This is a genomic window from Lacinutrix sp. WUR7 (genome assembly GCF_016864015.1).
GTDB lineage: Bacteria > Bacteroidota > Bacteroidia > Flavobacteriales > Flavobacteriaceae > Oceanihabitans.
In genome coordinates this window covers 2,744,686-2,760,135 of record NZ_CP045067.1, presented here as the reverse complement: position 1 = coordinate 2,760,135, position 15,450 = coordinate 2,744,686, and the positions used below count along the sequence as shown (strand labels likewise).

At 32.0% G+C, this 15,450-nt stretch carries 13 protein-coding genes and 1 riboswitch; of the genes, 10 read left to right on the top strand and 3 right to left on the bottom strand.

From position 1 onward, the window contains the following. Nucleotides 1-3 precede the first annotated feature (3 nt). Nucleotides 4-1,839 (bottom strand): TonB-dependent siderophore receptor, encoded by a 1,836-nt coding sequence (locus FG167_RS12080; protein ID WP_203458505.1) that lies wholly within the window; start codon nt 1,837-1,839, stop codon nt 4-6. Between the two features lie 26 nt (nt 1,840-1,865). Next, nucleotides 1,866-2,062: riboswitch (cobalamin riboswitch) on the bottom strand. A gap of 192 nt (nt 2,063-2,254) precedes the next feature. On the opposite strand from FG167_RS12080, the gene FG167_RS12075 reads away from it, so the two are divergent. From FG167_RS12075 to FG167_RS12030, 10 genes are all read left to right on the top strand, one after another. Then, complete coding sequence (locus FG167_RS12075; RefSeq protein ID WP_239004382.1) at nt 2,255-3,412, top strand: ABC transporter substrate-binding protein; 1,158 nt, start codon at nt 2,255-2,257, stop codon at nt 3,410-3,412. Continuing rightward, nucleotides 3,413-4,441, top strand: coding sequence for an iron ABC transporter permease (locus FG167_RS12070; RefSeq protein WP_055442333.1), 1,029 nt, complete (start codon nt 3,413-3,415; stop codon nt 4,439-4,441). It begins immediately after the preceding gene. A 297-nt stretch (nt 4,442-4,738) separates the two neighbouring features. Beyond that, a complete protein-coding gene (locus tag FG167_RS12065; RefSeq protein WP_203458503.1) occupies nt 4,739-5,536 on the top strand; it encodes an ABC transporter ATP-binding protein in 798 nt (265 codons plus the stop codon). A gap of 117 nt (nt 5,537-5,653) precedes the next feature. Continuing rightward, nucleotides 5,654-7,381, top strand: a complete 1,728-nt coding sequence (locus tag FG167_RS12060; protein ID WP_203458502.1) for a M48 family metallopeptidase — start codon at nt 5,654-5,656, stop codon at nt 7,379-7,381. An 81-nt stretch (nt 7,382-7,462) separates the two neighbouring features. Continuing rightward, nucleotides 7,463-8,851, top strand: coding sequence for a DNA recombination protein RmuC (gene rmuC / locus FG167_RS12055; RefSeq protein ID WP_203458501.1), 1,389 nt, complete (start codon nt 7,463-7,465; stop codon nt 8,849-8,851). After that, a complete protein-coding gene (locus tag FG167_RS12050) occupies nt 8,844-9,101 on the top strand; it encodes a hypothetical protein (protein ID WP_203458500.1) in 258 nt (85 codons plus the stop codon). Before rmuC ends, FG167_RS12050 begins: the two co-directional genes overlap by 8 nt. Before the next feature lie 46 nt (nt 9,102-9,147). Further along, complete coding sequence (locus tag FG167_RS12045) at nt 9,148-9,513, top strand: 6-phosphogluconate dehydrogenase (protein ID WP_203458499.1); 366 nt, start codon at nt 9,148-9,150, stop codon at nt 9,511-9,513. 1 nt (nt 9,514) lies between these two features. Continuing rightward, a complete protein-coding gene (locus FG167_RS12040) occupies nt 9,515-10,078 on the top strand; it encodes an acyl-CoA thioesterase (RefSeq protein WP_203458498.1) in 564 nt (187 codons plus the stop codon). 216 nt (nt 10,079-10,294) lie between these two features. Further along, a complete protein-coding gene (locus FG167_RS12035) occupies nt 10,295-10,909 on the top strand; it encodes a transcriptional regulator (protein ID WP_203458497.1) in 615 nt (204 codons plus the stop codon). Further along, a complete protein-coding gene (locus tag FG167_RS12030; protein WP_203458496.1) occupies nt 10,906-11,610 on the top strand; it encodes a DUF3307 domain-containing protein in 705 nt (234 codons plus the stop codon). Before FG167_RS12035 ends, FG167_RS12030 begins: the two co-directional genes overlap by 4 nt. Nucleotides 11,611-11,687: 77 nt before the next feature. On the opposite strand, the gene FG167_RS12025 is transcribed toward FG167_RS12030, so the two are convergent. Together FG167_RS12025 and carB are read right to left on the bottom strand one after the other, a co-directional pair. Then, complete coding sequence (locus tag FG167_RS12025; protein WP_203458495.1) at nt 11,688-12,515, bottom strand: choice-of-anchor V domain-containing protein; 828 nt, start codon at nt 12,513-12,515, stop codon at nt 11,688-11,690. Nucleotides 12,516-12,584: 69 nt separating this feature from the next. Then, nucleotides 12,585-15,437, bottom strand: a complete 2,853-nt coding sequence (gene carB, locus FG167_RS12020) for a carbamoyl-phosphate synthase large subunit (protein ID WP_203458494.1) — start codon at nt 15,435-15,437, stop codon at nt 12,585-12,587. Nucleotides 15,438-15,450: the final 13 nt, after the last annotated feature.

The following is a 15,450-nucleotide window of genomic DNA, read 5'->3' as shown; positions in this document are numbered from 1 at the left end:
AGTTTAAAAATTAAAGTTTAAGTAAAAATTATAGTTAATCCCAGGCATGTAACGGCTTGCTACACTCTGATAGTTTTCGTTATACATATTTTTAATTTGTGCTCCTAAAGTGAATTGTTTCTCTTTTCCTAAAGCATAAGAAAGTCCGATATTAGAAACAAAATAAGCATCTAATATGTACTTAGGATTATTATCTGATAGAGTAAAAACCTCTCCAACATAAAGCGTTTGGTAATATAAAGAAGCACGATTATACTGGTAGTTAAGAGTAGCTGTTGCCTTGTGTTTTGGAACATAAATTAACTGTAAATCTGTTTCCTTATTTTTGGAAACAGTATATGCATACGTTCCTCCTAAAGTAAATAGATGTTCTTTTAAATGATATTTTAAATCTAATGTAGACTCTAAACCATAGGTTTCTACATGGTCTGTATTTACTGGTTGCCAATTACTTCCTGCAGGAAGCCAACGAATCATATCTTTTATATCATTATAAAAACCAGTTGCAGAAAAAGACACGTGTTTAAAATCTAATTTATGTCCCATTTCTACTTGATTCGAAGTTTCAGGTTTTAAATTGGTATTACCACTTCCTTCCCAATACAGATCATTATATGTAGGAATTCTAAAATTCTTAGAACCATTTACATTTACGGTATAATGGTTACCAAATTTATATTGCAATCCTAAACTATATAGTAACGGACTATCATAATTACTAGTAATTTCCTTTCGTAAAGCAGCTTCGTATAAAAAGGATTTAATCTCTTGTTTGTATAATAAACTGAAACTAGAAATAGTTCTTTTACTTTCACCAATACTAGAACCTTCGCCAGAAGTATTTGTAATATCCACAACCCCTTGTAGCATGGCGTCCTTAAATACACGATAGCTTAAATCGTATTTACCAATAAGTGTTTTTGCTTCCCCAAAGGAATAGGTATCCGAATTACTATTCGCGAAGTATTTGTACTGTTCGGTAAGATATGCTAGTTTTAAAGTAGAGATGAATTTTCCGTATAATCCATTCCATTCTAGCATGTTTCTAGAATTTAAATCTTGATATTTTGTAGGTGTTTCCGAAGGAAATATAAAAGAAAATTCACGTTCGCCATCCAACAAATAGCTGTACAATTTCAACACATTTTTCTTATTGATTTTATAACCAAAATTTGCAGCATAACTCTGATTATAAAACGCACCATTAAGATTTATTTTATCACTATCTACATAGTCGTAATCATTATCGGAACTCGATCTACTTATCGCGACATCTACACTAAATTTTTCAGAAGAAAATCCGGACTTCACTCCTAAATCTAAGGTGTTAAAGCTTCCGTAGTTGGCATAAATAGAATTCTTAAAACCTTCATTAAAAGCGATATCATTATTTAAGTGAATAGAACCTCCAATGGCTCCACTTCCGTAAAGCACACTTCCTCCACCACTTCTTATACTTACGCCATCGAAATTGCGAATATTAATGGTATTAAAATCGGTTTGACCGTTAAATTGCGAATTGATATTAATACCATTCCAAGCTACAACGGTTTGCTGTGCAGTGGTTCCTCTAAAGGATGGTGAGGAAACCATGCCTAAACCATTTTCCTTAAAATAGATATTAGAATTATAGTTTAATAACTGGGTTAAAGAAGGTGCACTTCTAGATAAAACCGTGTCTTTTAATGTTGTTATAGATTGTGTATTAGAGAACGTTTTTAAGTATCTATCCGACTTTAAAACCACTTCATCTAACTGTTGCACAGAGTCTAGCCTTGTTTGCGAGAAACAGCTTAAACTAAAAATAAGACCAAATAAAAATAGAATACCTTTTTTCATAATCTTAAAATCTTTCTCCCGAAGATTTATTTGATGTTGAAATTGGCAGGTCTCCTGACTTACGTCTTCATGTTGGTCTTCCCAGAAATTATTTCCAGTGACTTGAAGTTTAACATGAAGCTTTATAGCTTACAGTTGCGGGAACAGTTCTAGATTTTAACTAGATTCCCTTTTAATCGACTTTACATCATTGCGAAGTCAAACCAAAATTCAGCGCAAAAATAGTTTCTTTTTTAAATGCAAGCTAATTTATAGCTACTTTTTCTTGTTCATTTTATAAATAAGAAAAATAAAACCGATTAAAAAATGTGCTATTATTATTCCACCTACTATATATATTGTTACATTTGAACCGTCTCTCATGACTATAATTTTATATAAATTTACACGAATTTAATCTGTTTAAATGTCACTAATGTTACAAAACAAAACTTTCACAGCACTCCTATTTTGTCTTTTATTGTCTTTAACCTCCTGTAAAAAGGAAGTAAAACCAATTCCGGAAAACAAACAAGATTTTGCGAAAACAACATTTAAATATGCCGAAGGTTTTGCTATTACACATAATGAAAACTTTAAAGTCCTAACCATAAATAATCCTTGGCCTAAAGCGGAAAAAACATATAAATATGCCCTAGTGCAAAAAAACATGTTATCTAAAATAACGTTAAACAAAGACGAATTTGATGGCATAATAACAATTCCTATTGAAAAAATAGTAGTTACATCTACCACGCATATTCCTGCTTTAGAGCTTTTAGAAGTAGAAGAAACGCTGGTTGGTTTTCCTGGAACAGATTATGTCTCTTCCTTAAAAACAAGAACTAGAATTGATACGGAAAGCATTAGAGAATTAGGAAAAAACGAAGGTATAAACACCGAAGTTTTATTAGAATTACAACCAGATGTAGTTATTGGTTATGGTATTGACGGAAATAACAAAACCTTTGAAACAATTAAAAAATCTGGAATCCCTGTAATTTATAATGGCGATTGGGTAGAAAAATCTGCTTTAGCAAAAGCCGAATGGATTAAATTCTTTGGTGTTCTTTATAACAAAGAAAAAGTAGCAAATACTATTTTTGATTCTATTGAAAAAAATTACCAGGAAGCAAAAGATATTGCGGCAAAAGTAGAAAATCAACCAACGGTATTAAGTGGAGCAATGCATAAAGACACTTGGTATTTACCAAATGGCACAAGTGCAGAAGCACAAATTTTAAAAGACGCTAACGTAAACTATTTATATAGTGAAACTACAGGAAGCGGAAGTTTAGCACTAAACTTTGAATCCGTTTTTGAAAAAGCAGCGCATGCAGATTTATGGTTAAGTCCTTCGTATTACACAAGTATGGAAGCGCTAGAAAAAGCAAATGCACATTACACAAAATTTGATGCTTTTAAAAACAAAAAAATCTATACATTTTCGACAACAACAGGAAAAACTGGTGGTGTTTTATATTACGAACTTGGTACAGCGAGACCAGATATCATTTTAAAAGATATTATTAAAATCTGTCATCCAGAATTACTACCAGAATATACCCCTTACTTTTTTAAACCTTTAAAATAATTGTCGGAAACAGCTACATATAGAAATTCTTACCTAGTATTAATACTAGTACTTATTGCATGCTTTTTTGCTAACATTAGCCTAGGTTCTGTATCTATTCCTTTGGATGAAATTTTTAATAGTTTAATAAATTCTGCTAAAAACGAATCTTGGCAATATATCATTCAGAATTACAGATTACCAAAAGCCTTTACCGCCATTTTGGTTGGTTCTGGATTGGGAATTTCGGGTCTATTGATGCAAACGCTTTTTAGAAATCCGTTAGCAGGACCTTTTGTACTTGGTATTACTTCTGGAGCAAGTTTAGGTGTTGCTTTAGTAATTCTTGGTGCTGGCGTTTTTGGAGGCTTTTTTGCAAGTTTACTAATTTCCAAATGGACCATAGTTATCGCAGCTAGTTTAGGAAGTTTTCTTGTTTTATTAGCTGTATTAATCGTTTCGTCAAAAGTGAAAGACACGATGGCTATTCTTATTATCGGACTCATGTTTGGAAGTATCACGTCTGCAGTAGTAAGTGTACTCTCCTATTTTAGTTCTGCCGAACAATTACAACAATATATCTTTTGGGGATTTGGTAGCTTAGGAAACCTTTCGTGGAATGAACTTGCCATTTTCTTTATTATTTATTGCTTCGGAATACTTTTAAGTATCCTTTCTATAAAAGGATTAAACACCTTATTACTTGGTGAAAATTATGCGAAGAGTTTAGGATTGAATATTAAACAAAGCCGATTATTAATCATTATTGCAACCAGTCTTTTGGCAGGAACCATAACCGCTTTTGCAGGACCAATTGCTTTTATTGGATTGGCTGTTCCGCATTTAACGAGACAAATTTTTAATACTGCAAATCATAAAATATTATTACCAGCAGTCTTTTTATTTGGTGCCATAGTGATGCTTATTTGCGACAGTATTGCACAATTACCAGCAAGCGATTATACTTTACCTATTAACGCTATTACAAGTTTAATTGGTGCTCCTGTTGTAATTTGGCTACTGGTTAGAAAAAGAAAGATGGTATTTTAGATGTGAATATAAATTCCAAATAACAAAAACAAAATTCCAAAACCCTAAATTTATATTTGAGTGTTTTTTTAAAATTTAGTAATTGGATTCTGAAACCAGCACAGGAGAATAAAATAATATGGAGGAAAAAAGAGAAGAGGTGAATGAAAACCATGAAATTCAATTTTAGCTCCTTCCTTTAGTTAAAGGAAGGTGATTCCGTTTTACGGAATCGGAAGGTTTGCCCAAAAAAGAGCAAAGCGATTTTTAAAAAAACATGTTTAAATTTACGTCTGTAAAGCAAACTAAAAAAATAAAGTGAAAGTAGAAACCAACCAACATATCATCCTTAAAACAGAAAATCTTTCTATTGGTTACAAAACCAAAAAAGAAGAAACTACAATCGCTACTAACATAAATATCGACTTAAAAAAAGGAGAACTTATTGGCTTAGTTGGAGGAAATGGTATTGGTAAATCCACTTTATTACGAACATTAACCCAAGTACAACCTAAATTATCTGGAGCAATTCATTTAAACCATAAACCTCTAGAAACCTACGCTAATATAGACTTAGCAAAAACCATGAGTTTGGTTTTAACCGAAACTATTGCTTCTAAAAATTTATCGGTTTTAGAATTGATCGCGTTAGGAAGACAACCATATACCAATTGGGTTGGTAATTTATCTGAAAAAGATATTTCAATAATAAACACTGCCATTCAACAAACAAACATTGACGATTTAAAACACAAAAAATGTTTTGAACTTAGTGATGGTCAATTGCAAAAAGTAATGATTGCTCGTGCACTAGCTCAAGATACCGACTTGATTATTCTAGATGAACCAACGACACATTTAGATATGTATCACAAAGTGTACATTTTAAAACTGCTTCAGAAATTGGTGAAAGAAACAGGGAAAACTATTTTATTTTCTTCGCACGAAATAGATCTTGCTATTCAACTTTGTGATACCATGATTGTAATGACTAAAACCGAAGTAACTTCAGATTCGCCTTGTCATTTAATTCAGCAAGGAACTTTTAAAACATTATTCCCAGAAGACTTAATTACTTTCGATGCAAATACGGGGAGTTTTCGAGTAAAAAAGTAAATCCCTTAGAAGTATCAAATAAATTTACTATATTTATATCGCTCATTTTCAGTGACTTAAATCTATTTATTAAAATTAATCATATTTATTTTTATGGCATTCTAAATTATAGAAACCATGAAAACGAAATTAAATCTATTCCTATTTTCACTTCTTACAGTGACTTTAATGTCTTTATTCCTTTTAAATAAAGAAGAAGAAATCGACTATTCTAAAAAATACGGCATGAATGTAATTAAATGCACACCTGCAACGTTTTTATTGGAAGATGTAGATACCACCAAACAAATTTCTCCGCTATTTGAAAATCTTGGAAATCACGCATACAAGGTCAGTACAAAAAACGAATTAGCACAACAATTTTTCAACCAAGGCTTACGACTTACCTACGCATTTAATCATGCAGAAGCGCATCGTTCTTTTATGGAAGCTTCTAGATTAGATACAAATTTAGCGATGGCTTTTTGGGGACAAGCTTACGCTCTTGGTCCAAATATTAATGATCCTTTACCAGACGATGACCGTAAAAACAAATACAACGAAGCCATAGACAAAGCGAAACAGTTAGCAACCAACGCAACTAAAAAAGAGCAAGCTATCATTGAAGCTTTAACCCATCGATATTCTAAAGATCTGACCGCGGATACTCCAGAATTAAATGTCGCCTACATGCAAGCAATGACTAAACTTGTAGAAAAATATCCAGAAGATACGAATATCAACACTTTATTTGCTGCTTCTGTTATGAATACGGTTCCATGGAATTATTGGGATAAAGATGGTAATCCTTCCCCAAATATTGATAAAGCAAAAGCAGCATTAGAAAAAGCGATGGCTTTAGATGCTAATAATCCTGGCGCACACCATTATTATATTCATATGGTAGAACTACCAAAACCAGATTTAGCAATTCCAAGTGCAGAAAAACTAGCATCATTAATGCCTGCTGCCGGACATATTGTACATATGCCATCCCATATTTATATACGAGTTGGTAGATATAAAGATGCTGTAGAATCTAATCAAAAAGCCATTTTAGCAGATGAAGATTATATTTCACAATGTTTATCTCAAGGCATGTATCCTTTAGGATATTATCCGCATAACATTCACTTTTTATGGTCTGCAGCAACCCTTTTAGGAAATAGTAAAATTGCTATAGATGCCGCTAAAAAAACAGCAGAAAAAGTTCCGACAGGAGAATTAAAAGAACTTCATTTTTTACAAAATTTTGCTGCTACTCCACTACTTGCCTATACACGATTTGGAAAATGGAATGACATTTTAACCATTCCGAAACCAAATGATGACATCAAACATTTAAAAATGATTTGGCATTATGCGCGTGGGATAGCCTTTATTAGAAAAAACAATATTAAAGAGGCGCAAGAAGAACTAGACGCTATAGCTAGTTATGTTAAAGATCCAGAAATGGAAACCATAGTTGCTACAGGTTTTGATAATGGCACTACTATTTCTAAACTAGCATTTCAAGTCGTTGCTGGCGAATTAGAAGCCTTAAAAGGAAACTATGATTCTGCTATTACACATTTGGAAAGCGCTGTAGAAATGGAAGATCATTTAATTTATAATGAACCTTCTGCATGGTATATTCCACCAAGACAAAATTTAGGAGCTGTTTTACTTCATGCGAAAAAATATAAAGAAGCAGAACAGGTTTTTAAAGAAGATTTAAAAGATTTAAGACAAAATGGCTGGTCATTAATGGGTTTATATCAAAGCTTAAAAGCCCAAGGAAAACAGGAAGAAGCAAACAAAATAAAGCAGGAATTTGATACTGCTTGGAAGGATGCTGATATTGAAATTTCTACATCCATTTTATAAACAACCGACTGTTAAATCATTTCTTATTCATTCGTTTTATTTCTGAATAAAAATTTATCTTTGGATAAACTTCTATTTTAAATGAACGACAGTATTATTCTTATTATTTCTATTCTTATTTCTGCAGCAATTGGTGCATATCTTGGTATGCTATTCGCTAAAATGAAAAGTAAAAGCGAAAAAAGCACTTTAGAGGAACGCAACAATAATTTACAACAACAGTTAACCGATTTTAAACAGTTTCATAATACCGAAAACGAAAAACAAAACACCACGTTTACTGCGCAGTTAAATGAACTTAGAGAAACTATTTCTAAAATTGAAACAGAACGTGAAAGCATCCGTCGTGAAAAAGATTTCTTAAATCAAGAATTAGCAAGAAAGAATACCGAGTTTGAAAACCTTCAGAAACTGAATTTAAAAAGAGACGAAGAACTTGAAGAACAACAAAAAAGACTTCGTACCGATTTTGAAAATCTTGCAAATAAAATTTTAGATGCTAAATCTGAAAAATTCACCCTTCAGAATAAAGAAAATATCCAACAAATATTACATCCGCTTCAAGAGAAAATTCAAATTTTTGAAAAGAAAGTAGACGATACCCAAAAGGAAAGCATCAGTATGCATTCTGCTTTAAAAGAACAATTATTAGGTTTAAAAGATTTAAACCAACAAATGACTAAAGAAGCTACAAACCTTACTAGAGCCTTAAAAGGAGATAGTAAAATGCAAGGAAATTGGGGCGAATTAGTCTTAGAACGTGTTCTTGAAAAATCGGGATTAGAAAAAGACAGAGAGTACTTTGTACAGCAAAATTTCACCAGAGAAGATGGTACAAGAGTGCTTCCGGATATTGTATTGCATTTACCAGATAACAAAAAAATGATTATTGACAGTAAAGTGTCTTTAACAGATTATGAGCGTTATGTAAATGCCGAAGATGATGAGCGTGAAACGTACTTAAAAGCACATATCAATTCGATTAGAAGACATGTAGATCAGCTTTCTGAAAAGAAATACGAAGATTTATACGATATTGAAAGTCCGGATTTTGTATTGCTATTTATTCCAATTGAACCTGCTTTTGCGGTTGCCATTAATGCCGACAATTCCATTTATAATAAAGCATTCGAGAAAAATATAGTAATTGTTACACCTTCTACGCTATTGGCTACTTTAAGAACGGTAGATAGTATGTGGAATAATGAAAAACAACAACAAAATGCCATTGAAATTGCTAGGCAAGCTGGTGCTTTATATGATAAATTTCATGGTTTAGTAACCGATTTAACCGGAGTTGGAAAAAAGATTGATGCTGCAAAAACAGACTATTCTGCTGCTATGAATAAATTAGTGGAAGGAAAAGGAAATCTTATAACTAGCGTTGAAAAAATAAAGAAACTAGGAGCCAAAGCAAAAAAAGCATTACCAGAACCCATTATAAAACGCGCTAAAGAAGATAATGAATAAGAAAAAAATAGATACTATATATAAATGGTTTTTACGCTTTCGTTATTATAGAGTATTAGTTATTGGTGTTGGTTTAGTTAGCTTTGCACTTGTTTTACTAATTTCTGGATATAGTATCATAAACAAACCAGATTTTGATATGTTCATTATTATTATAACTTTATTATTAGGAATCTTATTATCTGCTATTGGTATTTTTTATAGAATGGAAACTGAAATTGGTATTAAAGAAAAAAGACACGAAGTCTAAAACCATTACAAAACGCGCTGCATCTAACGATTAGCATATACATATTATGATAAAATTTTTAATAAAAGTATTCATTACCATAGTGTTCATAGCAGCTGCATATTTCTGCTTTATCTATTTTGCAACCTATAGTGAAGGTGTTAGATCTGGACAATTAGTTAAATTTACAAGCAAAGGAGTACTATTTAAAACTTGGGAAGGCGAAATTAGCCAAGGTGTTTCTGAAGCACAAATGTTTAAATTTTCTGTAGAAGACAAAGAAGAACAAGCCATAAAAGACTTAAATCGCTTACAAGGCAAGTTTGTAAAACTAACGTATTTTGAACGTTACAAAACCTTATTTTGGTTGGGAGATACCAAATATTTTATCACCAAAGTAGAAGAAGACACCTCACGAAACAATAGATACTAATATGAAACTAAAATTTAAAACTGTAGATTCTTCTCGTATAAGTATATCATTACTCATGCAACCATCCCACTCCAATTTTGGTGGAAAAATTCATGGTGGTTATATTTTAAGTTTAATGGATGAAATCGCTTTTGCTTGTGGTTCCAAACATTCGGAAACCTATTGTGTTACTGCTTCTGTAAATACGGTCGATTTTTTAAGTCCGATAGAAATTGGCGATCTTGTAACTATGAAAGCCTCTGTTAATTATGTTGGTAGCACCTCTATGGTTGTTGGTATTCGTGTAGAAGCAGAAAATATTAGAACTGGTGAAACCAAACATTGTAATTCTTCTTATTTTACAATGGTTGCTAAAGACGATGCAGGCAAATCGGTAATTGTTCCCGGTTTAATATTAAATGATAAAAAAGAAGTAGTTCGTTTTTTAAAAGCAATAAATCGTAACGAAAACCACAGAGCAAGACAAGAAGAGTTTAATCATGTAGACTTTTCTTTGGAAAACTATTTCAATGAATTAAAAGATCATCGTGTTCGCATTGATTTACCAGATCACTTTTCTAGTTAGTTTTATTCCTATTAATACTCCCTACAAACTACATATTCATGATTATTCCACTATTAAGGAATAAATAAAAATATTCCCTTTTAAAGGAATAAACTTGATTATTCCATAAAAAAGGAATATATTTGATTATCACGCAATAAAGTGATAATTATATTTATCACTAAATTAAGCGATAAATATAATTATCATTTAAAAATATGATAAAAATCAAAACGAATGACAAGCATAATAACAGGAGATATTATCAAATCCCGCGGACAAAAAAATCCAGAGATTTGGCTTAGCCATTTAAAAGCTGCTCTATCGTATTTAGAAACAGACAATACACTATGGGAAATTTATCGTGGAGACAGTTTTCAAATTGAAATTAAAGACATCACCAAAAGTTTTGAAGCTGCTATTTATATAAAAGCAGCAATAAAAATGATAAAAGGATTAGATGTTAGGTTGGCTATTGGTATTGGCGAAAAAACATATCAAGGCAAAGATGTTACAGAATCTAATGGAGAAGCTTTTATATTTTCAGGGGAAACTTTTGAGACTTTAAAAAAGGAAAAACAAAACCTAAAAATAAAAACGAAATCACAAATACTTAATGACGAGTTGAATCTATATTTCAAACTAGCATTAATTAGTATGGATCATTGGACAGTTAATTCGGCAGAAATTGTTAAATTAACTTTAGAAAACCCTAAAGCATTACAAGAAGATTTAGCAAAATTAATAGGTACTAATCAAAATGCTATTAGTAAACGTATAAAACGTGCGAATCTGGATGAAATTTTAGCTTTAAACAACATGTATAAGAAAAAAATAAGCATCTTAATATGATACTACTTATTAAACTTTTATTAGCACACATCATTGGTGATTTCTTTTTACAACCACAAAAATGGGTTAAAGATAAAGAGCGCAAAAAGTTAAAATCTCCAAAATTATATTTTCATATATTAATTCATATTATATTATTACTCGTAATCCTTTGGGATCTTTCTCTTTGGCCAGTAGTACTGCTAATTGGTGTTTCACACTTTATTATAGATGCTATTAAGCTTCAAATTCAAAAGAAAAAAACAAAACGCTTACTCTTTTTTATAGATCAAGCACTTCATATACTAGTAATTCTAATAACCTATTATATATATACCAATACAGCAATAGATTTTAAAGCGCTTTTTACGGAAGAAAATTTACTTTTATTAACCTGTTTGGCATTTTTAACGCAACCGGTTTCTATCATCATGAAAACCATTTTCACAAAATGGAATATTTCGAAACTTACAGAAAATAATGAATCCCTTAAAGATGCAGGAAAATACATTGGGATCTTAGAACGTCTTTTAGTCTTTATTTTTGTTGTTGTTGGACATTGGGAAGCTGTTGGTTTTTTAATCACTGCAAAATCTGTTTTTAGATTTGGTGATTTAAAAGAATCGAAACACCGAAAACTTACCGAATACATATTAATTGGAACGCTTATTAGTTTTGGTATTGCTATACTAACAGGGTTATTGTTTCTGTCATTAAACTAACTTTCTTATGAGATATCCTAATTATTTGAATTACAGTTTTTTTTATAGCCTTTCCATCTAGAGAAAGCTTGGCAAACCTATTGCTTTACAAAGCGCTTTGTAATAGATCCTTTATCATTTGTTACATGCATTAAATAAACTCCTGCTTGCCAAGAAGAAACATCGATAGTGTTGTTAGCTGTTACATCTTGAACTAATATTTGTTTACCAAGAAAATCGAAACCAGTAACTATCGTGTTTTCTATATTTGCAGGTAAGCCAATGGTTACAAAATCTTGACCCGGATTAGGATATACTTTTAAATCTTTAAAAACAGCGTTCTCTGTAGATAATAAATTAGAAGAAGATTGCTTTAAGTGAATTTGATCACCTGTTGTATTGTTATCAAAATTAGATTCATTTAAAGCTACGTAAAATGTTACTGGACCAACGTTGGTTGCGGGAGAAGTCCAATCAAAAGTCCAAGAATTTTGATAAGAACCATTACCAGTATTCGTTATAGCTTCTCCTCTATTCACTATAGGACTAACAAATGCTTGCGTACTAAATCCATCCCCTTCAAAGTCCCCTACTTTCATATTCGCTGTATCTTCCACAGACATTTGAAACCCTTGTCTTGCTGCACTAGAACTAGAAGATACTGTAATAGAATACCTAGTATCTAATTCATAATCTGAAGGAACAATCAAAGAAATGGTAGAGCTATTTGTAATTACAGCATTACCGGTATGACAGGTAGAACAATTACCAATAAGCCCATTACCTTGCTCATTTAAAGCATCCATATTATCTGATGGAGAACCCGAAACATAATACACGGTTTGACCAGAACTATAAGAAAGAAATAGCATTGCAAAAATAGGAATACACAATAGAGTAAAGTAAAATGAGTTATTTTTTTTCATGTTTAAAATATTGATTAACAATGTTTAACACTCTAAAAATAACTCATTTAACAATAAAAACAAAAAATATTACTTACTCAAATACATTTTTCGTCTAGAATATAAATTATAAAACTCATCATCTTTTAAGCTATCGATAAATAAAATACTTTCTCCTGTACTTTTCATTTCTGGCCCAAGTTGTTTATTTACATTATGAAACTTATTAAAAGAGAATACTGGTTGCTTAATTGCGTATCCTTTAAGTTGTGGTTTAAAGTCGAAATCGGTAACCTTCTTCTCCCCTAACATTACTTTAGTAGCATAGTTTACATAAGGCTCCCCATAAGCTTTAGAAATAAATGGTACTGTACGTGAAGCTCTAGGATTTGCTTCAATAATGTATACAATATCATCTTTAATAGCAAACTGTATGTTTATTAAACCTACGGTATTTAATGCCAAAGCAATTTTTTTAGTGTGGTCTTTTATTTGTTGCATTACAAACTCCCCTAAATTAAAAGGAGGTAATGTAGCATTACTATCTCCAGAGTGGATTCCGCAAGGTTCAATATGTTCCATTATACCAATAATGTACACGTTTTCACCATCACAAATAGCATCTGCTTCTGCTTCTATTGCGCCATCTAAATAATGATCTAAAAGCAATTGATTTCCTGGCATTCTTCTTAATAAATCAACAACATGTTTTTCCAGTTCTTGCTTATTAATTACAATCTTCATTCCTTGTCCACCAAGTACATAAGAAGGTCTTACCAATATTGGGAAGTCTAAAACATCTGCAATTGCAGCTGCTTCATCTGCTGTTGTAGCAATATCAAATTCTGGATATGGAATATTATTTTCTTTCAGCATGTTAGAAAATAAACCTCTATCTTCTGCTAAATCTAAAGCTTGATAGGTAGTACCAAGAATTTTGATTCCGTATCTATCTAATTTTTCAGCAAGCTTTAAAGCCGTTTGTCCACCAAGTTGCACGATAACACCTTCTGGTTTTTCGTGTTTGATGATATCATAAATATGTTCCCAAAAAACAGGTTCGAAGTATAATTTATCTGCAGTATCAAAATCGGTAGAAACCGTTTCTGGATTACAGTTAATCATGATGGTTTCATAACCACATTCCGCGGCAGCTAAAACACCATGAACACAACAATAATCGAACTCGATACCTTGACCAATTCTATTTGGACCAGAACCAAGAACTATAATTTTCTTTTTATCGGAAACCACACTTTCATTATCTGCGTAACGTTTTCCGTCTGCAGTTTCTACATCATTTTCAAACGTAGAGTAATAATAAGGAGTCTTTGCTTTAAATTCTGCAGCACAAGTGTCTACTAATTTATACACTCTATTTACACCTAATTCTTCACGTTTATTGTATACCTGACTTTCTAAACAACCAAGCATGTGTGCTATTTGTCTGTCACCATATCCTTTTTGTTTAGCTTCTAGTAACAAATCTTTTTGAATGGTTTCTACTTTAAAAGTGGAAATCTCTTTTTCCAGCATGTATAATTCTTCATACTGCTTTAAGAACCACATGTCGATTTTAGTAATCTCATGAATTCTGCTTAACGGAATTCCCATTTGAATAGCATCGTAAATAACAAAAACACGATCCCAACTTGCATGTTTCAGCTTGCTTAAAATTTGATCGTAATCTTTATATCCTTTTCCATCTGCACCTAATCCGTTACGTTTAATTTCTAAAGACTGTGTTGCTTTATGTAATGCTTCTTGAAACGAACGACCAATTCCCATGACTTCACCTACAGACTTCATTTGTAGTCCGAGTGTTCTATCACTTCCTTCAAATTTATCGAAGTTCCAACGCGGTATTTTCACAATTACATAATCTAAAGTAGGCTCAAATAAAGCCGAAGTAGATTTTGTAATTTGGTTTTGTAATTCATCTAAGTGATAACCAATAGCTAATTTTGCAGCAATTTTTGCAATAGGATATCCTGTAGCTTTACTCGCTAATGCGGAAGAACGCGAAACACGAGGATTAATCTCAATAGCGATTATATCTTCGTTTTCATCCGGACTTACTGCAAACTGCACATTACATCCACCAGCAAAATCACCAATACTGCGCATCATATGAATTGCCATATCACGCATTCTCTGATACGTCGTATCACTTAATGTCATTGCTGGAGCTACAGTTATAGAATCTCCGGTATGAATCCCGATAGGGTCCATGTTTTCAATAGAACAGATAATTACTACATTATCATTAGCATCACGTAAAAGTTCTAATTCGTATTCTTTCCAACCTATTAATGCTTTATCGATCATTACCTCATGGATTGGAGAAATCTCTAGTCCGCGAGTTAACAATTCATCAAAGTCTTCTTCTTTATGAACAAAAGAAGCACCAGCACCACCTAAAGTGAACGAAGCTCTAATAATTAAAGGAAAACCAAACTCTTGTGCGATTTCTTTTCCTTTTAAGTAAGAAGTTGCAGTAGCTTGAGGCGCCATTGGCACACCAATTTTAAGCATAAGCTCTCTAAACTTCTCTCTATCTTCGGTAATATTAATAGCGTCAATATCTACACCAATAATTTCGACTCCAAAATCTTTCCAAATACCTTTTTCATCTGCTTCAATACACAAATTTAAAGCGGTCTGTCCTCCCATTGTAGGTAAAACAGCATCAATTTCTGGATGTTCTTTTAATATTTGAATTAAAGACTTGGTAGTTAAAGGCAACAAGTATACATGATCTGCCATAGAAGGATCTGTCATGATAGTTGCAGGATTAGAATTAATTAAAACGGTTTCTATACCGTCTTCTCTTAAGGAGCGTAAGGCTTGAGTTCCTGAATAATCAAACTCACAGGCTTGCCCTATAACAATTGGTCCAGAACCAATAATTAAAATCGATTTTAGTTGCGTGTTTTTTGGCATTTTATTTAATTAT